General features: G+C 58.4%; 22 protein-coding genes. 9 read left to right on the top strand and 13 right to left on the bottom strand.

Features of this window, described 5'->3' with window-relative positions; translation table 11 throughout:
- Positions 1-5: 5 nt before the first annotated feature.
- The 9 genes from GA0061105_RS28325 to GA0061105_RS28365 form a co-directional block, all read right to left on the bottom strand.
- Complete coding sequence (locus GA0061105_RS28325) at positions 6-1,001, bottom strand: cyclodeaminase (RefSeq protein WP_092754239.1); 996 nt, start codon at positions 999-1,001, stop codon at positions 6-8.
- A complete protein-coding gene (gene eutB, locus GA0061105_RS28330; RefSeq protein WP_092754242.1) occupies positions 1,001-1,984 on the bottom strand; it encodes a hydroxyectoine utilization dehydratase EutB in 984 nt (327 codons plus the stop codon). Before eutB ends, GA0061105_RS28325 begins: the two co-directional genes overlap by 1 nt.
- A 138-nt stretch (positions 1,985-2,122) precedes the next feature.
- The gene (locus tag GA0061105_RS28335; protein ID WP_167358589.1) at positions 2,123-3,442 is read right to left on the bottom strand and encodes an NAD(P)/FAD-dependent oxidoreductase; all 1,320 of its coding nucleotides are present in this window, start codon (positions 3,440-3,442) and stop codon (positions 2,123-2,125) included.
- A 43-nt stretch (positions 3,443-3,485) separates the two neighbouring features.
- Entirely contained in the window at positions 3,486-3,839 is a 354-nt protein-coding gene (locus GA0061105_RS28340; RefSeq protein ID WP_092754245.1) for a cupin domain-containing protein, read from the bottom strand.
- A gap of 23 nt (positions 3,840-3,862) precedes the next feature.
- Entirely contained in the window at positions 3,863-4,543 is a 681-nt protein-coding gene (locus GA0061105_RS28345) for an ABC transporter permease (protein ID WP_092754248.1), read from the bottom strand.
- A gap of 1 nt (position 4,544) precedes the next feature.
- On the bottom strand, positions 4,545-5,258 hold the full coding sequence (locus GA0061105_RS28350; protein WP_092754251.1) for an ABC transporter permease subunit: 714 nt from the start codon (positions 5,256-5,258) through the stop codon (positions 4,545-4,547).
- Between the two features lie 60 nt (positions 5,259-5,318).
- Positions 5,319-6,137: a transporter substrate-binding domain-containing protein gene (locus GA0061105_RS28355; RefSeq protein ID WP_092754254.1), complete on the bottom strand. Its 819-nt coding sequence runs from the start codon at positions 6,135-6,137 to the stop codon at positions 5,319-5,321.
- Between the two features lie 37 nt (positions 6,138-6,174).
- Complete coding sequence (locus tag GA0061105_RS28360; RefSeq protein ID WP_092754257.1) at positions 6,175-6,951, bottom strand: amino acid ABC transporter ATP-binding protein; 777 nt, start codon at positions 6,949-6,951, stop codon at positions 6,175-6,177.
- A 29-nt stretch (positions 6,952-6,980) separates the two neighbouring features.
- Positions 6,981-8,381 (bottom strand): aspartate aminotransferase family protein, encoded by a 1,401-nt coding sequence (locus GA0061105_RS28365; RefSeq protein WP_092754260.1) that lies wholly within the window; start codon positions 8,379-8,381, stop codon positions 6,981-6,983.
- 173 nt (positions 8,382-8,554) lie between these two features.
- On the opposite strand from GA0061105_RS28365, the gene GA0061105_RS28370 reads away from it, so the two are divergent.
- The 7 genes from GA0061105_RS28370 (at position 8,555) to GA0061105_RS28400 (ending at position 15,350) form a co-directional block, all read left to right on the top strand.
- Positions 8,555-9,031 carry an Lrp/AsnC family transcriptional regulator gene (locus GA0061105_RS28370; RefSeq protein ID WP_092754262.1) on the top strand — a complete coding sequence of 159 codons (477 nt, stop codon included), beginning with the start codon at positions 8,555-8,557 and terminating at the stop codon, positions 9,029-9,031.
- A 229-nt stretch (positions 9,032-9,260) separates the two neighbouring features.
- Complete coding sequence (locus GA0061105_RS28375; protein WP_092754265.1) at positions 9,261-10,322, top strand: homoserine dehydrogenase; 1,062 nt, start codon at positions 9,261-9,263, stop codon at positions 10,320-10,322.
- Positions 10,322-11,734: an aldehyde dehydrogenase family protein gene (locus GA0061105_RS28380; protein WP_092754268.1), complete on the top strand. Its 1,413-nt coding sequence runs from the start codon at positions 10,322-10,324 to the stop codon at positions 11,732-11,734. Before GA0061105_RS28375 ends, GA0061105_RS28380 begins: the two co-directional genes overlap by 1 nt.
- A gap of 51 nt (positions 11,735-11,785) precedes the next feature.
- The gene (gene dapA / locus GA0061105_RS28385) at positions 11,786-12,664 is read left to right on the top strand and encodes a 4-hydroxy-tetrahydrodipicolinate synthase (RefSeq protein WP_092754271.1); all 879 of its coding nucleotides are present in this window, start codon (positions 11,786-11,788) and stop codon (positions 12,662-12,664) included.
- Positions 12,665-12,675: 11 nt separating this feature from the next.
- Positions 12,676-14,073: an aspartate ammonia-lyase gene (locus tag GA0061105_RS28390; RefSeq protein ID WP_092754274.1), complete on the top strand. Its 1,398-nt coding sequence runs from the start codon at positions 12,676-12,678 to the stop codon at positions 14,071-14,073.
- Positions 14,074-14,101: 28 nt separating this feature from the next.
- Positions 14,102-14,887 carry a homoserine kinase gene (locus tag GA0061105_RS28395; protein WP_092754277.1) on the top strand — a complete coding sequence of 262 codons (786 nt, stop codon included), beginning with the start codon at positions 14,102-14,104 and terminating at the stop codon, positions 14,885-14,887.
- 19 nt (positions 14,888-14,906) lie between these two features.
- Positions 14,907-15,350 carry an Lrp/AsnC family transcriptional regulator gene (locus GA0061105_RS28400; protein WP_092754280.1) on the top strand — a complete coding sequence of 148 codons (444 nt, stop codon included), beginning with the start codon at positions 14,907-14,909 and terminating at the stop codon, positions 15,348-15,350.
- Between the two features lie 395 nt (positions 15,351-15,745).
- On the opposite strand, the gene GA0061105_RS28405 is transcribed toward GA0061105_RS28400, so the two are convergent.
- The 3 genes from GA0061105_RS28405 to argE are packed head-to-tail and all read right to left on the bottom strand — an operon-like array spanning position 15,746 to position 18,186.
- Complete coding sequence (locus GA0061105_RS28405; RefSeq protein WP_092754283.1) at positions 15,746-16,099, bottom strand: cupin domain-containing protein; 354 nt, start codon at positions 16,097-16,099, stop codon at positions 15,746-15,748.
- A 29-nt stretch (positions 16,100-16,128) separates the two neighbouring features.
- Positions 16,129-17,052, bottom strand: a complete 924-nt coding sequence (locus GA0061105_RS28410) for a 2-hydroxyacid dehydrogenase (protein WP_092754286.1) — start codon at positions 17,050-17,052, stop codon at positions 16,129-16,131.
- 9 nt (positions 17,053-17,061) lie between these two features.
- Entirely contained in the window at positions 17,062-18,186 is a 1,125-nt protein-coding gene (gene argE / locus GA0061105_RS28415) for an acetylornithine deacetylase (RefSeq protein ID WP_092754288.1), read from the bottom strand.
- 311 nt (positions 18,187-18,497) lie between these two features.
- Here argE and GA0061105_RS28420 point away from each other — a divergent pair, with 311 nt between their 5' ends.
- Positions 18,498-19,427 (top strand): LysR family transcriptional regulator, encoded by a 930-nt coding sequence (locus GA0061105_RS28420; protein WP_092754291.1) that lies wholly within the window; start codon positions 18,498-18,500, stop codon positions 19,425-19,427.
- On the opposite strand, the gene GA0061105_RS28425 is transcribed toward GA0061105_RS28420, so the two are convergent.
- Positions 19,421-20,848 (bottom strand): aldehyde dehydrogenase family protein, encoded by a 1,428-nt coding sequence (locus tag GA0061105_RS28425; RefSeq protein WP_167358592.1) that lies wholly within the window; start codon positions 20,846-20,848, stop codon positions 19,421-19,423. The two genes, GA0061105_RS28420 and GA0061105_RS28425, sit on opposite strands and share 7 nt — an antisense overlap.
- Positions 20,849-21,214: 366 nt before the next feature.
- On the opposite strand from GA0061105_RS28425, the gene GA0061105_RS28430 reads away from it, so the two are divergent.
- Positions 21,215-22,234, top strand: a complete 1,020-nt coding sequence (locus GA0061105_RS28430; protein WP_092754295.1) for an ABC transporter substrate-binding protein — start codon at positions 21,215-21,217, stop codon at positions 22,232-22,234.
- The last annotated feature ends 606 nt before the right edge of the window (positions 22,235-22,840 follow it).

Raw genomic sequence — 22,840 nt, forward strand, 5'->3', positions numbered from 1 at the left:
GACTGTCAACTTTCAAAGAACGTGCCGGCACTTCGTTCTTCGGCGCGCGCAAACGCCAGCGTGGCAATAGCGGTATCCTGAACACCGGTGCCCGTAAGATCGGCTATGGTGATGTCCGAGGCACTTCTGCGGCCCGGTCTGGCACCCACAACGACCTGACCTAGCTCCGGAAAATCAGCGTCACTTGCGACGAGACCTGCGTCGATGGCATGGCGCAATTCACCCAATCTTCGCGTTTGTTTGAGGCTGTCAGCCACGTAAACATCTGCCGCTTTGATAGCGATGGGGTCAATCTCGTTCTTATGTTCTGCGTCCGAACCCATGGCGGTCAGGTGCTGTCCGGGTTCGAGCCACGAGGCATCGACAATCGGTCGGTCGGCAGGTGTCGTCGTGACGACGATCTGTGACCCGGCGATCGCGCTTCGCGGATCCTCAAATGCGGAAATGGACAGATCTTGTCTGCCTCTGATCTGCCCGACAAGCGCTTGCGCCCGTCGATAATCACGCGCCCAAACGCGGATCTCTCGAATTGGTCTCACCAGCATGAGGGCCTCGAGTTGCAGCCTGGCCTGAACGCCCGCCCCGAAGACCGTTGCAATCGACGCGTCCTTCCGTGCCAGATGGTTTGCCGCGACAGCGCCAGCGGCCGCTGTGCGAACGTCGGTGAGGTAGCCATTGTCCAGCAAGAGCGCCTGCACCAAGCCCGTTTTGCTCGACAGCAAGACCATCAGACCGTTGGTGCTGGGAAGCCCGATCTTTGGATTATCAAAGAAACCAGGGCTGACCTTGATGGCAAAGCTGCTCAAACCATGAACATAAGCCGTCTTCACATCGACTTCGCCTCTGCTGTCGGGCACGTCGAGGCGCAAAATCGGCGGCATCTGAACCGCGTTTTCCACGGCCAATGCGCGGAAAGCGTTTTCAACGCAATTCACCGCATCCATGTCGAGCGGAACGATGGTTTGAAGCTCTGACTCGGTCAAAATCCTTATTTTTGGCATCAGCGTCCCTCATCAATTGTGTCAAGGCCGTTGGCCACCTTCATGTGCAAGGCCATGTCAATGTTACCGCCTGAAAGAATGGCAACGATCGGGCCTTCAACCTGCGCCAGTTTACCTGAGAGCAGCGCAGCAATGCCGACTGCCCCAGCACCCTCGATTATCTCACGCTCACACGCATAGGCGTGACGTATGCCAGCGGCTATCTCGCGCTCGCTGACGAGCACCACGTCGTCGAGAAGGGTTTTGCACATCGGGTACGTCCAGGCATTGGCCAAACCGACGCCGCCGCCGAGCGAGTCGGCGAAACTTCGATGTTCTTCGACCTGGACCGGGTGCCCCGCGTCGATGCTAGCTTTCATCGCCGCTCCCCTTTCCATAGTTATACCGATTACCTTGGCATCCGGGCGCACCGTCTTGACCGCCGCCGCGACACCTGCTGCCAGACCGCCGCCGGACAGGGGAACGAGAACCGCGGCGACGTCAGGCATCGCCTCGACGATTTCAAGCCCGACGGTGCCCTGGCCGGCGATGATCCAGGGGTGATCAAAGGGCGGGATCATGCTGAGGCCCTCCTCCGCGACGAGACGATCAACCTCAACCTGCGCTTCATCTTGGGATGACCCGACGATCCGTACGCGAGCGCCGAGCCGGCGGATTTCGGACACCTTGTTTCCCGGCACGAGGTGCGACATGCAAATGGTCACTCGGGAGCCAATCGCGCCGGCGGCATAGGACAGCGCGCGTCCGTGATTGCCAGTGGAAGCCGCAACAACGCCTCTATCTCGCTGGGATTGGGTGAGCTGCAATACGGCATTGGTTGCTCCACGGAGCTTGAAGCTTCCGGTCAACTGGCGATGCTCCAGCTTCAGGCTGACTTGTGTCCCGGCCAGTTCGGACAGTGTCGCCGACATGACGACAGGCGTGATCCGGATGTGCTTGCTGATGCGCTCGCGCGCCTGCTCAATCGTTTCCAGACTAATCATGTCTGTTCACCTTAACTCCGGCCTTTGCTAGTTGTTGTCTGCTGCGCGTAACGCCAACGCAGGGCTTGGTTGCAAGCGGACGACACGAACTTTTTTCGGCGCCGTGGCGGACTTGCAGAAACGAGATGCATCTGAGCCTCAGCTCTTAAGGCGTCTGAGGAGCATCTTCCTGTCGTGCCGCGCATACATCGAGTAAACGATAGGAATGAACCAGGGTTTGCCGTTGAAGAATGGCACGGCCCTCGGGGCGGCATCGAAATCGAACGCAGAGCGCGATTGTTCCCCGTCACCGAGGATCTTGAACGCCGCCTTCTTGCCCAGCCATCTGGCCCACACGACACCGGAGCCGCAATAGCCGGTCGCATAGACTGTATTTCCGCGGGAGAACATGCGCGGGATCATGTCGCGGTTCATGGCGACATAGCCGAACCAGCTGTGTGTAAGACCTATTCCTTCGAGTTCGGGAAAGAGCCGAGCAAGTTCGCTTTGCAGATGTGCAATCGGAGCGGCGGAGTCTCCTTCAGTCGTCCCGTCGCGCCCGCCGAACAGGATCCGAGATCCATCGTGCGACGGCCGATAATAGTAGCTGAGCTTACGCAGGTCGCCATACATCATGCGTGGCGGCATCAGCCGATCCATCACCTCTCTGTCGAGCGGCTCAGTCGCAATTATCCTGCTGCGGACTGGAACAAGCCGGCGACGGAGCCACGGGTCGAAACCGTCGGTGTAGCCATCAGTGCAGACAAGAAGCTTTCTGGCGAAAACCTCTCCGCGCTGCGTTTGAATTCGCACGCCTCCGGCCTCGCTAGTCGAACCGAGGACTGCGGTATTTTCATGTATGACCGCCGTCGATGAGCTTACCAGATTGATCATGGCCGCAAGAAGCTTGGCCGGTTGCAGCCCACCGATGTCTTTGCGCACAAGGCCGCCGACATAAAGGTCGGTTCCGATGAACTTCGGAACATCGGCCCTTTCCACCGGATATGCCTCAATGCCGAGATTTTGATGCAGAAAGTCTGCCTGACGACGGAGTTCGTCGGCTTCATCACCCGTCATGGCCCCGCTGAAGGCGCCAGACATCGAGAAATCGCATTCGATATTCTCGTCTCTGAGGAAGCGCCAGAGATCCTCTCGCGCCGCCTTGCCTTCCAGGAGAATGGCTTGCGCCCTCTCCTGCCCGAACCGTCTGACCATATCCCTCCGCCCCGGGCGGATACTTCCGCTGGCCATGCCCCCATTGCGGCCCGATGCCGCAAGGCCAAGGGCCTGACGGTCGAACAGCTGGACATGCTTGCCCGCACGGGCAAGTTCGAGCGCTGCCGACAAACCCGTGTACCCTCCCCCAACGACCGCCACGTCGCATGTCTTCTCGACGTTCCGCGATGGCAGGGAAGGAAATGTGCTGTCCTCCCACCAATAAGGCGTGGATTTGATGGGATGCACTTGAGCTTGGGCCATGAGAGTTTAAGTTCCGGAAAGATGATTTCAATCGATTATTGGCTTAGTCTCGGCAGACCCAAAGCTTTCGCGTCGTTTCGATCACCCTCCAGGTTCCGACGAAACCTGGATGCATGGCGAAAGCGTCGCCGGCAACGATGCGTCGCGGCTCACAGCCATCCTCAATCAATTCGGACACACCCGACAGAATGACACAGAATTCGAAAGTTTCGCCCTTGATCGAGCGGTAGGCGCCGGGCGTCGCTTCCCAGACGCCGGAACGAACGACGCCGTCGGCGGTCTGCGCGATGTCCCAGGAGAGAAACTGCGGATTTCCCTCGACCAGCCTTTCAGGCGCGGGCTGGCCTTTACGCGGTTCAGGCAGATTGTTGTAATCGACGAAAGTGAGTTTGGACATTGGAAGACCTTTCTTGGATCTGTTTATCGGGCAAACGACAGGCGCCGTTCGAGGAGTTTCAACCCCGTCAAGACGACGACGTTTATGGTGAGATAGAACGCTGCGGTGACCATGAAGATGTCCATGATCGCGAACGTCTCGCTCATGAGCCGCTTCGCATATCCGGTGATTTCCAGAACGGTAATCGTTGACGCGAGGCTGGATTCCTTCACGATGATCGCCGCCTCGCTGCTATAAGCGGGAAGCGCCTGGCGCACGGCAAGCGGGAACTTCACCCTCCTGAAGACGTGCCACGGGTGCATGCCACAGGCTTCAGCCGCCTCGATAAGTCCTTTCGGCAGGGAGAGGAAAGCCGTGCGGAAAATCTCCGCCGTGTAGGCACCGGTGTTGAGCACCACGGCAAGGATTGCAGCGTTCAGCCCATCTCCGATCATCCACCACAGAATGGGGTTCTGACGAATAAAACTCACCTGGGCCAAGCCGTAATAGATGACGAAGACCTGGACCAGCATAGGCGTGCCCCGGAAGATCGCGCAGTAGGCGTCGCATACGCGGCGCAACACCCGGCTTCTCGAGCAGCGCGCGAGCCCGACGGCGACACCAAAGGGAAGCCCGATACCGACGCCGAATACGGCGATCAGCAACGTCGTCTTGGCACCTATGACAAGGAACGGAACGGCATATGCAATTATTCCAAGATCCATGTCATCTTCCTCGGAAGCCGCGGTCGAGCGCACGTTCGGCGCTGGAAAACGCGGTTTGACTGACTGCGGTCATGCAGAAGAAGAGCGCCGCAGCGATGCAGTAGAAAAGCAACGGGGATCGCGTGATTCCTGCACCGATGGCAGCCGTCCTCATCAATTCCTGTAAGCCGACGACCGAGACGAGCGAAGTATCCTTGATCGTCATCTGCCAGACGTTGTTGATCCCGCCAAGCGCCAGCCGCAGTGCCAGTGGGAACGTGATGCGCATAAACGTTACACCTCTAGGCAAGGCGAGCGACTGAGCGGCTTCCAGCAGACCGTACGGCACTGCCTGAAGCGCACCCCGGATGACTTCGATCGAATACGCGCACGAGATGACTGCAATCGCGATTACCCCGACGATGTAGGGATATGCGTTATCAGCCGAGTCCTGGTAGCCGAACGTGGCCGTAATCGCCTTCACCCACTCGATCGACCCGAAAAACAGGAGATAGATGACCAGCAAGCCCGGAACGCCACGAACAAGAATGCTGTACCCATCGACGAGTTGCGAGACGAACACGACCTTCCGCCAACGCATGATGGCCAAGGGGGTTGCAACGAGAAAACCGAGTGCCATTCCGATCAAACCGATCACGATCGTGACGACACTTCCTTTCAGCAGAGCCAGCGCCCAACTCTGCTCCACCATCAACACCCAAAGGTCACCCAACATGGACACAATCCCCGTGACCTGCCCTGGGCCGTGCCAAGGCAGGCTTCATGTTCGAAACGATCACTTCTTGCAGGGAATCGTGTAGTCGTCCTGGAACCAATGCATCGAGGCTTCCTTGACCTTGCCATCGTTGATCATCTTGCAGAGGGCGGCATCAACCTTGGTCTTGAGTTCGGTATTGCCCTTGCGCATGCCGACTCCCATGCCATGGCCAAGAACGTCTGGGTCATCCATGGCCATGATCTTCAGGTCGATCCTGGTGAAGTTGGCGCCGTCGGGCGTTGCGAAAAAATCCATCCATGTCGGCGAATCCGCGAAGGCGACGTCGATACGGCCGCTCGCGAGATCGGCAGTCAGCTGCGTGACGGCGTCGTATGTCTTAAGATCGGCGCCGTGCATCCGCTTCTCCATGAACCTGGCGTAGGTCGTCCCGGTGACGACACCGACACTCTTGCCCTGGAGGGCCTTTTCGATTTCGGCGAGGCTCTTGAGCCCTGCAAGCGGGGAGTCCTTGGCGACAGCGAAATAGAGCGGTGTTGTCGCATAGGGGATGGAGTAGTCGATCTTCTTCTGACGTTCGGCGGTGATACCAAGGCCGGAAATGATGACGTCAAAGCGATCGCTGTCCATGGAAGGCACCAGCGAGCTGAACGTCTGCACAACGAATTCGCACTTCAGTTTCAGCTCGGCGCAGATGCCGTTGGCGATATCGGCGTCGAACCCGGTCACCTTGCCGCTCGGATCGGCCATGCTGAACTTCGGCGCATCGCCCTCCGTTCCGATGCGCAGAACGCCGTCCTTTGCCGACGCGCCCGTCGCCAGTGCGCAGATGAGAAGGCTGGTTGCGAATGCTGACTTGACGAGATTGGTGTTGATCATGATTGTTACCCCTTATGGTTTTCGTTGTAGTGCGTTTTCAAGCGTTGGCCGCCATCACTGTCGATAGAAACCGCTTCACCCCTTCCGTCGCGGGATTTCGAAATAATTCCTTCGGTTCGTCATCCTGCTCGAGGCGGCCGTTTTGCAGGAATATCATCCGGTTCGACACATCGCGTGCGAACCGCATTTCATGCGTGACGAGGAGGATGGTAGCCCCCGCTTCCGCCAGCGCCCTTATGACTTTCAGCACTTCACCCACGAGCTCGGGGTCCAGTGCAGATGTCGGCTCATCGCACAGCATCAGTTTTGGTTTCATTGCCAGAACACGCGCGATTGCTACGCGTTGTTGCTGCCCGCCCGAAAGCTGTTGCGGGTAGCGGTCACGGAAACTCGCCATGCCGACTTTCGACAAGGCCGAGAGCGCAACCTCTTCGGCGTCTTTCTTGCCGAGTTTCAGCACCCAAACGAGTGCCTCGGTCACGTTTGACAGGACGCTCAGGTGAGGCCAGAGATTGAAATTCTGGAACACCATGCCAATCTGTCTGCGAAGGTTCCTGATCTCGCGAGCGTTGACGATCTGGCTTCCGCCGCGCGTGTCACTGCCGACTGAGGCGGACTGACCCATGCACTCGATCCGACCTGATGTCGGCGTCTCCAGAAAATTGATACAGCGAAGCGCGGTGCTTTTTCCGCAACCGGATGACCCGATCAGAGAGATGACTTCACCTTCTCTCATATCGAAGCTGATACCATCCAGCACCTTCGTCGATCCAAACGTCTTGGTGAGTTCGTGAACCTTTAGAATTGCGTTCATGCGCAAAGCCTCAGACAATCGCCCATTCGTTATCCCGCCACCAGTCCCTGGGAGTCCAGCTCCCGCAGCACCTCGTCGACCGCAGCCCTTGCGATCGCAACCATTTCGTCGATTTCCGCTTCCGTCATCACAAGTGGCGGTGCAAAGCCCAGAATGTCTCCATGCGGCATTGCGCGCGCAATGAGGTTGCGATTTCGAGCGGCTTGGGAGATGCGCGCGCCGACCTTCAGGCCCGGATCGAACGAAGCCCGGCTACCGCGATCGGAAACGAACTCGATGGCAGCAAGCATGCCGACACCACGAACTTCCCCGACGATCGGGTTCTGCTCGAACTCTGCCTTCAACCGTTGCAAAAGATAAGCGCCTTTCGTCGCGGACTGTCCGGCCAGATTTTCACGCTCGACGATATCAAGAACTGCGTTCGCCGCCGCGGCGCCGATCGGATGACCCGAATAAGTGTAGCCGTGTGAGAACGAGCCCACACGCGGTGTCGCCTCCTCCATGACCTCGTAGACTTTTTGCGAAACGATCGCCGCCGACAGCGGCACATAGGCTGACGTCAAGCCCTTGGCGACGGTGATCAGATCGGGATCCATACCGTAGAGATCCGAACCGAACATTGCACCGGTGCGGCCAAACCCGCAGACCACCTCGTCGGCAATCAGCAGTATGTCGTACTTCTTCAGCACAGCTTGGATTTTCGGCCAGTATCCTGCCGGCGGCGGTGTAATGCCTCCCGTTCCAAGGACCGGCTCCGCGATGAAGGCGCCGACCGTGTCCGGCCCTTCGGCGAGAATAAGCGCTTCCAGTTCATCAGCGCGACGCTGCGAAAAGGCTTCTTCGGTCTCACTAGGCATCGCACCGCGATAGAAATGCGGGACGCCGGTACGCAGAATCCCCGAAACCGGTAGATCCATATGATCGTGGTAAAAGCTCAAGCCTGTCATGGAACCGGAAACTACAGAACATCCATGATAGCCACGCTCACGCGAGATGATCTTCTTCTTTTGCGCTTTCCCGCGAAGATTGTTGTAATACCAGACGATCTTCGCCTGCGTCTCATTCGCGTCCGAACCGGACAGCCCGTAGAAGACCTTGGACATGTTGCCTGGCGCCATTCGCACCAGTCGATCCGAAAGTCGCGCGAGCTCCTCGGTCGTGTGTGCGGCGTAGGAATGATAATAGGCCAGCTTGTAGGCCTGCCGGGCGATTGCTTCGGCGACTTCGGTGCGGCCGTAGCCGACATTCACGCAATAGAGGCCCGCAAACCCGTCCAGATATTCCCGGCCGGATGCGTCGCGGATACGAACGCCTTTTCCAGTCTCGACGATGGTAGGATCGGCCTCCCCGGCGGCGTAATTCTTAAGGTAAGTGAACGGATGCAGAACGGTCCTGCGGTCCATCTCAGCTATTTCAGCAATATTGGTCATTTCTCAATTCCTCATGCAGCGAGGTCGTCGTCGGGCTGAGCGTTTCCGCGGCCTCTGTCGTCTCTGAGAAGCGTAGAATCATTCAGACGCGCAATTCCTGCATAGGGGTTGCCCGGACGAGGAAATTCTGCTTATTGAGCCTGTCATACGATGAAATCCTGCTGAGTGTCCCAATGCAGCTCGATCGCCTAGATGCTCGTCTTCTCAGCATTGTGCAGAATCATAACAGGCACAGCAGCGAGGAGCTCGGTGCGATGGTCGGTCTTTCGGCCACTGCGGTGCAGCGCCGTCTCAAGCGGCTGCGTGAAGCCGGAGTGATTGAGGCGGAGGTTGCGGTTGTGAAACCCAAATCTGTCGGTCGGCCGATCGCAATGCTTGTCCTGGTCACGCTCGAGCGCGAAAGGGCAGACATCGTCGATCGGTTCAAGCAATCGATCCGGCAGACGCCGGAAGTGATGAACGGCTACTATGTGACGGGAGATGCGGATTTCGTCCTGATTGTCACTGCCGAGAGCATGGAGGACTACGAGGTCTTCACCCGCAAGTTCTTCTATGAAAATCCCGACATCAAGGGCTTCAAGACAATGGTGGTGATGGACCGCGTCAAGACTGGCTTTTCAGTTCCGATCGACTTTGATCACTTCTCCTGAATTTTCACCGACAGGCGCTGGAGACGCATAGTCTCTGCGCAAAAATTGACGCTTCGATGGATTGCATGGACGAGCCGGTTTCCCGAGTGCTTGGGCCGGATCACCGACACGCGGCAAGCGGTCAGCATCATGAGCAAAATGCACGGCAGATTGGTCTATTTGTGCCGTTCCGACTGAGCGATTCGCATCTCAAGATATGCGCACAAATCGCTTCATCGGAGGAAACCACATGAAGATCTACAATATTGCCCTAATCGGATTTGGTGGCGTGAACCGTGCTTTGACCGAGCTCATCGCGACCAAGAGCCCGTTTTGGGAGCGGGACCTCGGTTTCCGCCTTAACATCGTTGCGGTCAGCGATCTCCATCTGGGCTCCGTCGTTTCGCCTAACGGTCTGGATGCCAAAACCCTCGTGGAGGCGAATTTCGCGAAAGGCGGTTTTGGCCGGCTCTCCGGCGGCAGTGCCGAGGCCGACAACGAAGCCATCATCAAGACGGCGCCTGCCGACATCGTCGTGGAGGCGACATTTACGAACCCGACGGACGGCGAGCCCGCGGTTTCGCACTGCCGCTGGGCTCTGAACTCGGGCAAGCACGTCGTCACCACGAACAAGGGGCCCGTTGCAATCGCTGCTCGGGAGCTGAAGGCACTTGCCAAGGCGAACAGCGTTCATTTCGAATATGAGGGCTCCGTCATGAGCGGCACGCCCGTCATAAGAATGGCAGAGAAGACCCTTGCTGGCGCGGAGATCAAAGGGTTCGAAGGGATCCTCAACGGCACGTCGAACTTCGTCCTCGGCCGCATGGAGGAGGGTCTCGACTTCGCCAGCGCTATCGCGGAAGCGCAGGCGCTGGGCTATGCCGAAGCCGATCCGACCGCTGACGTCGAAGGTTTCGACGTTCGCCTGAAAGTCGTGATCCTGGCAAATGAGCTGCTGGGAGCAAATCTCAAGCCGGAGGATGTCTCCTGCAACGGCATCTCCAAGCTTTCTCCCTCCGACATTCAAGCAGCTGCCCAGGCCAAAAGCCGTTGGAAACTGATCGGGTCAGCAGTTCGCAATGCCGACGGGACGATAACCGGCCGTGTCGCGCCCAAACAGCTTGCCCTCGGCCATCCGCTCGCCGGCGTTAACGGCGCTACCAACGCAGTATCGCTGAACTCAGAGCTTCTCGGCCCCGTCACCGTGAGCGGCCCGGGCGCCGGTCGAATCGAAACCGCCTACGCGCTGCTGTCCGACATCGTGGCTATACACAATGCGCACTCGCCAAATTTTGTGAAGGAGGCAGCGTGATGCCCGGTCTCGCCTTGAAACCCGCCTCTTCCAACGAGATCATCGTCAGGAATCCTTTCGACGGCAGTTTTGTCGGCGCCATCCGAGAGACCAGTGCCGAGGCTGTGGACCTGTTGCTCGAACGCGCCAGGCGCGGCGCGCAGATGGCCCGGTCGCTCCCCCGCCACCAGCGCTCTGCAATTCTCGAAAGGGCCGCAGCCAGCATCGAAGAACGCAAGGAAGAGTTTGCGCTCCTGATCGTACGGGAGGCGGGGAAGACGATTGCCCAGGCCCGCAAGGAGGCGACACGTTGTGTCAACACACTGAAACTCTCCGCCGAAGAAGCCAAGCGGAATGCTGGCGAAGTCATTCCGTTTGATGCCTATGCTGGATCGGAATCTCGTCAGGGCTGGTACACCCGGGAGCCGCTAGGGATCATAGCTGCGATCACCCCTTACAACGACCCGCTCAATCTCGTGGCCCACAAGCTTGGGCCTGCCATTGCGGGCGCAAACGCGGTACTTCTGAAGCCGTCGGAGCTTACACCTCTGTCGGCCATCAAGCTGGTGGAGGTCTTGATCGAAAGCGGCTTGCCGGAAGAGGTCATCACGGTCGCTGTCGGCGGCGCCGACCTGGGCAAGGCACTTGTTTCGGCAAAAGACGTTCGCATGGTCTCCTTTACAGGGGGATTTGTCACGGGCGAGGCCATTGCAAGATCTGCAGGCATCAAAAAGCTCGCAATGGATCTCGGTGGCAATGCGCCGGTTATCGTAATGGAAAATAGCGATGTTCAGGCCGCCGTGGAAAATTGCGTGTCAGGCGCCTTCTGGGCGGCGGGCCAGAATTGCATCGGAACGCAGCGGATTCTGGTACAGCGCTCGGTCTATGAACGCTTCAAGACCGAGTTCGTGGCCAGAACCGTCCGGATGAAGACCGGCGATCCGATGAACTCCGAGACTGACATGGGCCCGATGATCTCCGAACGTGCGGTGAACCTCGCCGCCGCAATGGTGGAACGAGCAATCGCTGCCGGCGCGACACTGCTCTGCGGTCACAGGCCAGCCGGCACGATCTATCCCCCGACCGTCCTGGAAAACGTGCCAGCCACGTGCGACGTACTGAATGAGGAAGTCTTCGCCCCGGTCGTCATACTGCAGCCGTTCGATGAACTTGAAGAGGCGATAGAGCTGGCTAACAAGCCGGAATACAGCCTCCATGCCGGGATCTTTACCAACGATCTTGCCAGCGCACTCGAGGCCGCCAAGCGGATCGATGCCGGCGGTGTCATGATCAACCAGTCGTCCGACTATCGGTTTGATGCAATGCCGTTTGGCGGATTCAAATACGGCAGCATGGGACGCGAAGGCGTTCGCTTTGCTTATGAGGACATGACCCAGCCGAAGGTCGTCTGCATCACGTCGCTGCAACACTGATCGCGGGGCGCCGGCGCCAATTTGAACCCATCGTCGTTTTCGGAAGTCAAGATGTTCAAAGGATCCATCACTGCCCTTGTCACCCCTTTTGCCGATGGGAAAGTCGATGAGATTGCCCTCCGCAGCCTCATTGAATGGCAGATCGCCGAAGGCACGTCAGGGCTCGTCCCCTGCGGAACAACGGGGGAAAGCCCGACCCTCAGCCATGCCGAACACAAGCGAGTCGTGGAACTCGCGATCGCGGCAGCGAATGGTCGGGTTCCTGTCATTGCCGGCGCCGGCTCCAACAGCACCGCGGAAGCGATCAGCTTGGTGCGGCACGCACAGGAGGCCGGCGCCGACGGTTTGCTGATCGTCGCGCCCTACTACAATAAACCCACCCAAGAGGGTATCTATCAGCACTTCAAGGCCATCGACGCTGAAGCTTCGGTTCCGATCATTGTCTACAATATCCCGGGTCGGAGCGTGATCGATATTGAAGTCGAAACGCTTGCCCGAATTTTCAGGGATTGTCCGAACGTCAAGGGTGTCAAGGACGCGACAGGCAATCTCTTGCGACCGTCGCTGGAGCGTATGGCCTGCGGCATTGAGTTCAATCTTCTCACCGGCGAAGACGGCACCGCGCTGGGTTACATGGCCCACGGCGGCCACGGTTGCATCTCCGTGACCGCGAACGTTGCTCCCCGGCTGTGTGCAGACTTCCAGCGGGCATGCCTGAAAGGCGACTTCGCGGCGGCACTGGCTCTTCAAGATCGACTGATGCCCCTGCATCGCGCGCTGTTTCTCGAGACCAGCCCGGCTGGCGTGAAGTTCGCGCTGGCGCAACTCTCGAAGATCCGCGGTGACCTGCGCCTTCCTCTCGTCGAGGTGAGCCATCCTGTTAAAGAGGTTATTACTCATGCCATGCGCCACGCCGGAATTCTGGACTAGGGGAGCGGTGAATGGGAATTGAACGTATAGAGACCGATTTGATCGGCCCCCTCCCTATCCCCGGTGACGTTCTCTACGGTGTCCATACGCGGCGAGCCGAGCTCAACTTCACCGTTTCAGGCCTTCGTCTGAAAGACTTCCCCGAACTCATTCAGTCTATGGCTATGGTCAAGAAAGCGGCCGCGTGTGCAAACGCCGAGCTTGGCCTTCTGTCACCGGAGAAAGCGTCGGCGATCTCAGAGGCTTGCGATGAGCTCATCGAGTTGAAATGCGTTGATGAGAACTTCCCGGTCGATATGATGCAGGGTGGCGCCGGAACGTCCACCAACATGAACGTGAATGAAGTTGTAGCGAACCTGGCGCTCTTGAAGCTCGGTGCGAATGTGGGCGAGTATGACAAGCTTCATCCGAACGATGACGTGAATCTGTCCCAGTCGACAAACGATGTCTATCCGACCGCACTGCGTCTGACCATTCTTCGTGCTTGCGAAGGGCTGATCGAGTCCCAGGTCGGGCTGCGCGATGCATTCCGCGCCAAGGCCCGTGAATATGCGACTGCGCTGAAGGTCGGCCGCACTCAGTTGCAAGACGCCGTCCCAATGACAGTCGGGCAGGAATTTGATGCGTTTGCCGAGCTGATCGACGAAGATATCAACCAACTGCAATCCGCTTCGAGGCTGTTGAAAGAGGTTAATCTCGGCGGATCTGCGATCGGAACTTCGATCAACGTCCCCCGCGGCTTTCCAGCCGCGGCTTGCATCCACCTCACGCAGATTTCCGGTATCCAGCTCATCCGAGCTCGAAATCTGATCGAGGCCACGTCCGACACCGGTGGTTTCGTTTCCATCTCCAGTGTCCTCAAGCGGATTGCTGTCAAGCTGACAAAGGTCTGCAATGATCTGCGGCTCTTAAGCAGTGGGCCGAGGGGTGGTCTGGGGGAAATCCGACTTCCGCCCGTCCAGGCCGGTTCCTCGATCATGCCCGGCAAAGTCAACGCCGTTATTCCGGAAATGATGAACCAAATCGCATTTCAGGTTATCGGAAATGATCTCACTGTCACCCTGGCGGCAAGTGCAGGGCAGTTGCAACTCAATGCGATGGAGCCGGTAATCATCCTCAACATCCTACAGTCCATGCGGATGTTGACGCGGGGCATGGAAATTTTTAAGCACCGGTGCGTCGCCGGCATTGAAGTAGATGTCGACCGTTGCAAGGACCTCCTCGATCAGTCTCTTGTCCTTGCGACACCGTTGGCGATGCTTATCGGCTACAGTAAGGCAGCGCAGCTTTCCAAGAAAGCGCTGGCCGAAAAGCGGGGGCTACGCCAGGTCGTGGAAGAGGAAGGTATCTTAGCCTCCAGTCAAGTTGAAGAGCTCTTTGAAGGTAGCGCGGCCTTCGCAAATTTCTGATGGGTTCATCGGCGCATAAGGGTGGGAAATGGCTGTTTTTACCGAGCTTTCTGACGAAGATCGCCAACTCATTACCGCGGCTTATGGTTTTACGTCGCTTCTGTCGGTGATTGGCATTGCGGACGGCGACTCCGAGACGACCTATCTGTTTCGAACGAGGGAAGGCGAATTCATCGTTACCCTTTTCGAGAATGGAGCCCAACCTTCAGATCTGGAAAGGGCCTTCGAAACCATGGAGGCGCTTTATCGTCATGGCGTCCCCTGCCCGAAGCCGCTACGCACTGTCGACGGCCACGCCACGTCTCGGGCCGCAGGTCGATTGGTTGCCATCGTCAGCTTCGTACCCGGCGCCTCACCCACATTTGCAAATCCCGCAAAATGCCTCAGCCTGGGCCGGGTGATGGCTGAAATGCACGCTGTGTTAGAACGAAAAGCGAAGTGCAAATCGACGGATCTTCCCACTGGCGCAATTCATGGCGCATTGGTCCAGGAGAACGTCTTTTTCCTCGAAGAAGAAGTCAGCGGGGTCATCAACTTCAGGCTTCGGCACGAGGATGCGCTCGTGTCGGAGCTTGCTGATGCGCTTGTCGGTTGGGCGGGCGAAATCAATGGAGAGCTGAACAAAGAACGGGCGCGAGCGCTGCTGCAGGGTTATCAGGGAGTCCGCGGCCTGACTGAAGCGGAAAAGAAGGCGCTGCCAGGATTCATAATGGCTTCGACATCAAGGCGATTTTCGACCAAGAAGGAAAGAACATTACTACCGGAAATCGCCGTGTTAGCTTATCGGTCCGTAACCCCCGACATTCTAGGTTAAGCGACCCGACTCAATCTCCATGAAATATCTTCTCGATCGAACTGACGAACAGATACTTGTCGAATTGAAGGCCAACGCCCGTATCTCGCACGCGGATTTGTCGGCGAAGGTGAACCTTTCTCGCAATGCCGTGCGGGTGCGAATCGAACGTCTCGAACGAGAAGGCTTCATCAAGGGATATACAATCCTCACCGGGGATGGAGGGAATAGCCAAAACGTCACAACCGCATTGATTTTCGTCTATCGGCAGGATCGCATGCGGGGCGGCGAAGTCATTCAGGCGCTCCGAAAGATCCCAGAAGTCGTTGCTTGCGACGTTATGACCGGTGATTTCGATCTCCTCGTGCGGGTCGAGTCCCCCGAGGCCGACCGCATCCGCCAGATTTGGCAGTTGATTGCCGAGATGCCCGGCGTGCGCGATACACTGACTGCGTTCGCCCTATCCTCTGTAATCCGACGATAAGCCGGTGTGATCGGTCAAAAGGGGCAAGTGTCCGCCCCAACAGCAACCCCGGATCCAAATTCAATTGTCGGACGATGCTGCTCCTGATGAGCACGCACAAAATTGCGCCACCATCCGCTCCATGCGAGGGGATGATCATTCCGGCGAGCAGGCCCAATTCGAGCTGTTGTTCACATGACGGAGCGTCTAATGAAGACGCTCCCAGACTGGCGAATGGCCTGTCATCGTCACGCGGACTAGCCCTTGCGGATCATATGTTGAAGCCCACGTCTTCGGCTCCGGTGTTCGTGTCATCGCCCTCGCATCGGCGGAGAGCAACGCTTCTCCGCCGATTTACGGCTCGTTGATGTCCAGGCCGATCGGTCGCAACGCGCGTACCGGAGGCGGCGGAGGTGTTAGTTGACAGTGACGTAGATCTTCCGGACCGTTTTCACAGTGCGCCAGGTGCCGATGAATCCGGGTTTCATCACGAAACTATCGCCTGCTTTGTAGGTAACCGGTTCACCACCGTCCGGGGTGATTTCCACGACGCCTTCAAGGATGTGGCAGAATTCGAATGTCTCTCCCTTGACGGAGCGCGTCAGGCCCGGTGTCGCTTCCCAGACGCCGGTGTGAATCATGTCGTCCCGCGCAGCGTCCTGGGGCCAGCTCTTGAACGAGGGATCGCCGGAGATCAGGCGTTCCGGCCCGGGCTTGGACTCGCGCGGTGTTTCCGTGCTGTTGGGTACGATGGTCTTGAGGAGGGACATGTTTTCTCCTTGCTCTCCTGGTTGCAGCTTCAATAACCGCGGTCACGATCGACGAGCCCGATCGGGTCGAGACCGTTGCGAAGGCGTTTAATGTTGTCGATGACGGCGCCGGCCGCCGTCTCTGCTTGCGTGACGCTTGCGATGTGCGGCGTCAGGATGATCTTCGGATGCCTCCAGAAACCATGTTCGGGGGGCAAGGGTTCAGGTTCGGTGACATCGATGACCGCACCTGACAGATGTCCATCATCGAGAGCCGCAAGCAGCGCGTCATGATCGAGTTGCGCGCCGCGCCCCACATGGACGAGCGCCGCGCCCGCTGGAAGGGTCGCGAAGACCCCGGCGTCGAGTAGTCCTTGCGTCTCTTGAGTCAGCGGCAGGAGACAGATCAGGATGTCGGTGCGCGCAAGGAACGGCGAAAGCCCCTCCGGCCCGTGATAACAATCAACACCATGCACTTGTCGTTCCGAGCGGCTCCAGGCGGCAAGCGGAAAGCCGAAGGGTTTCAGTCGCTCAATAACGGCCTGGGCGAGCATGCCAAGGCCAAGGATGCCGATCCGCTGCTCGCCAGCTTGCCGCACAGGAAGCGGGAGCCAGGCGGCGTCAGCCTGCTGTTCGACATAGGCCTTCAACTTGCGGTGCAGGGCGAGCACGGCGAGCGTGACATATTCTTGCATCATCCGCACGATACCGTCCTCGACCATGCGGACGAGCATGACGTTTGGCGGAAGCGATTCTGGCTTGAATTGATCGACGCCGGCGCCGATCGAGAAGACAACCTTCAAGTTCCTGAAACGATGGAGATCGGGCGGCGCGGTCCACGTGAGAATGTAGCGGATTTCGTCCGGATTGCGCTCCGAAATATTCATCACGAAGGGCAGATCGGGCAGGTCGCGTGCAAAAGCCTCGGCGAAGACGCGGCCTCTTTCTCGATCCGAATTGAACCAGAAAACCATGAAGCTCTCCTACTGTTGCAGCGTTTTGGCAAGCCGCAGGATCATCTCTTCGCAGGCAGCCAGTTCGTCCAGGCGGATGAACTCGTCAGCACGGTGGGCGCGGGAGATGTCCCCGGGACCACAGATGATCGCGTCGATGCCGGCTGCCTGATAGAGTCCAGCCTCGGTGCCGTAGCTGACGGCAGCCAAGGTCTGCGCTGAGGTTAGCTCCTCCATCAGCCGAGCGAGCGGCGTGTCCGCATCAAGCGAAAGCGCCGGATAGGTGCTGCTGGTTTCCCACGTGACGCGGAAACCGTCTTTCGCCAAAGCCTCGGCCGTTACCTTGATCTGTTCCAGGAGAACTGTTGGCGATACGCCGGGCACGGCGCGGGCTTCCAATTCCATGATGCAGACATCCGGGATGATGTTGACGCTCCGTCCGCCCGTAATCGTTCCGATCTGCAGCGTAGAATACGGCGGCTCGAAGTTCTGATCCAAAGCGCTGTCTCGCAAGGCATCAACGGTCTTCAGCGTCGCACTCATCACCGCAGTCATGGCGTGGATCGCGTTCAGGCCCTTATCAGGGCGCGACGAATGACCGGTCGTGCCATGGATTTCGATGCGGGCGGCCGCCTTCCCCTTGTGGCCGCGGATCGCCACCATACTGCTCGGTTCACCGATGATTGCGCCCAAAGGAGGAGCGCACAGGTTCCCGATCTGCTGCAACATATGGGGTACGCCGCGGCAGCCTGCTTCCTCGTCATACGAAAAGGCGAAGTGAATCGGGCGCCTCAATGGCATTTTCGCTATAGCGGGAAGTCCGGCAAGCGCGGCGGCAAGAAACCCCTTCATATCGGAGGCGCCCCTGCCAAAAAGCCGATCTCCCTCAGCCCGCAGGCGGAAGGGATCCGACGTCCAAGTCCGTTCGGAGGCCGAAACGACATCCATATGCCCTGATAGAATGTAGCCGGGCTCATCTTTCGGGCCGATAGTGGCGAACAGATTTGCCCTATCCCCTTCCGGACCCGGCAAGACAGTCACGGTGGCGCCATGACTTTCGAGATAGGTCTTCACCCATGCGACGATGTCGCCATTCGGAGTCCCGACGACGGACGGAAAACCGACCAGCTGCTCCAGTATGTCCTTAGCATTCATCGCAGGTTCTCCATCATGTGTAGGGCACGACGCCGTACCGGCGACCACTGGCCGCATGCAGGCTCCGTTCGAGCAGCGGTCGCGGGGTTATCGTTCGGGGTTCCCTTTCCTGTCTGGGGCGGCCAAATCGGCCGGCCATTCTCGGTCTCCGGTTCCCACCCGCACCCGCTGAATACAGCCCAGGCCAGCCCATCGGGCTAATAAGCCAGCGCCGCCAGCATGAATCCGTTATCAAACCTGATCTCACCTTGTCGCCAAAGCCTAAAGATGACAATTAATCCCAGATGAATAATCACTTCAGGTAGGCGTTAATGCTCTCGTCCGACGATCTTGCCTTCTTTTCGGTCCTCACCACCTCTAAATCCCTCGCTGAAAGCGCGAGAAAGCTGAACGTCACCCCTCCGGCGGTAACACAGCGCCTGCGCGCGCTTGAAGAGAAAGTCGGGGTAAGGCTGATCGACCGCTCCGGGCGCCACCTGCGTCTTACCGAAGAGGGCTCACTGGTCGCCTCCCACAGCGTCATCGTCAGCGATGCCATAGACTCGCTTACCGAAGCCCTGGCTGATCGCAAGGGTGCGGTCCGCGGGCACCTCAGGGTCGCAGCACCTCACGGTTTTGGTAGGATCTACGTGGCCCCGGTCGTGGAGGCGTTTGCTCGAGAGCATCGTGGTGCCACCGCTACCCTGCAACTGTCCGATCATCCCACGGCATTGATCGTTGACAGCTATGAGGTGGTTGTTCACATCGGGGCGTCCGCGCATCTGGATCAAGTCGTGACGACGCTGGCGCCGAACAACCGGATTCTCTGCGCAAGTCCCGAATACCTCGCTTCGGCTGCGCCCATTTCCACGCCAGCCGATCTGGCGCGACATCGCTGCCTTGTCGTTCGCGAGAATGAGGAGGACGTAACGCTCTGGAGGTTTAAGGGATCACGGCAGGAAAGTGCGACAGTGCGCGTCAACCCCGTCATGTCGAGCAATGATGGCGCCGTTATTCGGGATTGGGCGCTCGCCGGTCAGGGGATCATGATGCGCTCCGAATGGGCCGTTGCAGAAGACCTCGCCGACGGACGGCTGAGGCAGGTACTTCCCAATTGGAAGCTGCCGTCGGCCGATATCGTCGCCATCCTCGGATCGCGGCACGGACGAAGTGCGCGCACTGCCGCTTTCCTGACGATGCTTCGTCAGTCGCTGAAACCACTGCCCTGGAGCGCCGATCCTGCTAAGAAGCCTGGTCAATAACCGAGGATCGACTTCGTTTCGAGATACTCTTCAAGCCCGTATACGCCATACTCGCGGCCATTGCCCGACCGTTTATAGCCACCGAAGGCGGCCGCTCCGTCCCAAGCCGGATAGTTGATATGGACCTGACCGGCACGAATGCGAGTGGCGACCCGGCGTGCCCGCTCCGGGTCTGAAGACTGAACATGGGCGCCCAATCCATAGACGGTGTCGTTAGCAATCGCGATTGCCTCTTCCTCGTCCTTGTAGGGCATGATCGAAAGGACGGGACCGAAGATTTCTTCACGAGCAATCCGCATGTGGGGCGTCACCTCGGAAAAGATCGTGGGTTGCGTAAAAAAGCCGCTGTCGAGGCCGGCCGGCCGACCCAAGCCGCCGCACAGCAGTTTGGCGCCGTCATCGATACCAGCCTGAATCATGACCTGTACCCGCTCGAACTGAGCACGATTGGCGATGGGGCCCATGTCCGTCGCCGGATTAAGCGGCGCGCCGACGCGGATGGCACGCGCAGTGGCGCCAGCCAATTCCTCGACTTCACCGAGCCGATGTGCGGGCACAAGCATGCGCGTCGGGGCGCTGCACGACTGCCCGACATTACGCATTCCGGCAAGCACGCCCTTCGCTACCGCCTCGCCGAAGTTGGCATCGTCGAGAAAAATGTTCGGTGACTTGCCGCCCAGTTCCTGCACCACCCGCTTCACCGTCGGTGCGGCCGCCTGCGCGACGAGCACCCCTGCGCGGGTGGAACCAGTGATCGAAATCATGTCGACCTCCGGATGGCTGGCGAGCGCTGCGCCTACGCTCTCGCCAGTGCCGTTGACCAAATTGAATACGCCCGGCGGAGTGCCGGCATCATGCATCAGTTGGGCAAAGAGCAGAGCGCTATAAGGTGACAGCTCACTGGGCTTGAGGACGACGGTGCAGCCTGCTGCGATCGCGGGAGCGACCTTGGCAGTGATCTGGTAAAGTGGCCAGTTCCAGGGTGTGATCAGCGCGCAAACCCCGATCGCTTCCTTCGCGGTTGCGGTGCGCCCATCAACTGTCGTGAATTGGTACTTCTCGAGAATCTCCATCTGGACGCGGATGTGCTCGGCAGCAAAAGGAACCTGGGATGCCCGCGCGAAGCTGATCGCCGCCCCCATTTCCACGACGAGCGCTTCCGCGAACGTATCCGCTCTTTCTTTCAGGAGAGAATGCATCCTACCGAGCAGACCAAGCCTCTCGGAAACAGATGCTTGCGAGAAAACCGGGAATGCGTTGCGCGCAGCTGCAACCGCAAGATCGACGTGACTAGCACCGCCCGCAGCAATTTGCCCAACAACCTGCTCGGAGGCGGGATCGACGACAGGCAAACGGGTTACATCCACCGCTTCCTGCCACTTCCCACCGATGTAGAACTGGCTCTCCCGTCCCGTCAGCATCATTTCACCTCGCTTCACGACATTGCGGCCATGGACCTGCCCTCCATAAGGATGCCCGGAAAGACCCGAAGATGACATTTAGGAGGACTGAATGTTTGCTTAAGACAGGTGTTAACCACAGAGTCACTCGTACCGCCTCAACAGAATGGGCTCCAGGATCGAAAATGTCGTGCCGTTGCTGACATTTCACCGTCACCCTCCCTGCCCGGATGCCGCAACCCCGTACCTTCGTGGGTTCTCCGTGCGAGGCGCTTGAGCGTTTCCTGCGCATCAAAAGAAGAGTAAATTCCTCTTGTTTCATCCGAAGATCAGTGATTATAGGCATCTCTGCTTTGCCATTGAGATGCCGTAGCGAGAGGATAATCTATGAAACGAACGTTTGCCTTTGCAGTCGTATGTACGCTGATTGGCCTGGCTGCTGCCCGCTCGCAAGCGGCCTCCAGCGCGTATCCACTCACTCTGGATAATTGCGGCGCGAAGGTTACCTTCCAGAAGGCGCCCGAGCGAGCTGTAGGGCTCGGTCAAAACAGCGCGGAAATCATGCTTCTGCTTGGTCTTGAGGACAAGATGGTCGGGACCGCTTTCTGGCCAAACAAAGTCTTGCCTCAGCTTGCTGAAGCCAACGCAAAGATAAAGGTTCTGACGGTCGAGTTCCCGACTTTCGAGTCCATCCTTGCGCAGAACCCCGATTTCGTCGCCTCGGCGTTGCCCAGCCTGGTAGGTCCTTCGAGCAAGATCGCGAAACGCGAAGACTTCGATAAGGTCGCAGTTCCCACATATCTTTCGCCAAGCACCTGCGTCAGCGACGGCACGGCTAAGGACAAATTTGGTTACGGTGCCCGCGACAAGCTTTGGAACATGGACACACTCTATCAGGAGATTGACGAGCTCGCCCGGATTTTCGACGTGAGTGATCGAGGCCAGGCTTTGATTGCTGATTTGAAAAAACGAGAAGCCGCGTTACGTGCCGAGGCACCCAAAGATGGCGCGAAGCTGTCATACGTTTTCTGGTTCTCCAGTCCGTCTCCATCAGCCGATGCCTATCTCGGAGGTAAAAATAGCGCCGCCGGCTTTATCGCCGACGTCCTCGGCGGGACGAACGCCATAACCACGGAAGCCGAATCGCCGGCGCTCGGCTGGGAGAGCATTATCGCTACCGATCCTGACGTCATCGTCGTCGCGCAAGTCGATCGGAACCGGTGGGAGCTCGACAAGGCCGAAGCAAAGATTAAGTTCCTTATGACTGATCCGGCAACCAGTCAGATGCCGGCGGTCAAGAACAAGGCGCTTGTGATCATGGATGGCCAAGCCATGAACCCCACCGTCCGCACGATTTACGGGGCAGAGCAGGTAGCTGAACAGCTGAAAGCGCTTCGGCTCAAGTGACTTTCGCGGACGACATGGCCGACCTTCAACGGGTGCACAGGTCGCTTGAGCGGCGAGTTAGACCCGCTTTCCCTAGAAGGGAGCCGATCGGCTAGAAACTGTTTCAGCGGATGTCGCGATCGCCGACATCAGCTGATTGATCTGAACCACATGCTCGCCGATCGACTTCAGCGACTGGCCAGTTTACAGAACAAGTTTCACGCCGGCGCCGACCTCAAAGGACGACTTTTCGATAAGCCCTTTGATCTCCAAAAGGGCGACCTCATACATCCGGCATAATTGCTCTGGTTTAGGAAATCGGGCGAAAGGGCTAAACTAATATACTTCGGCATAATAGCGGGGGTGCTCCAGGCAGAGTTAATGTTGCAACGGCCTAAAAGAAACGCCCTCCCATCACAGGCCGACTTGCCGCGCCGGCGTTTTGCTTGACCGCAAGACCTTCACCCCTGCCGGCGCGGCGCCTCTTAAAGCATGAAACCGCAATTGCCGCAGCTTTGCTCTTCGCGGAACTGCCTTAACAAAATGCACTGGAACCTGAACCGGAGGAAGATCAGCAGAGTTGCGACCGCCTCAATAGTCCGAAGCATAGGCTCGTTGACATGAGAG

Origin of the sequence: Rhizobium aethiopicum, assembly GCF_900094625.1 — a bacterium.
Lineage (GTDB): Bacteria > Pseudomonadota > Alphaproteobacteria > Rhizobiales > Rhizobiaceae > Rhizobium > Rhizobium aethiopicum.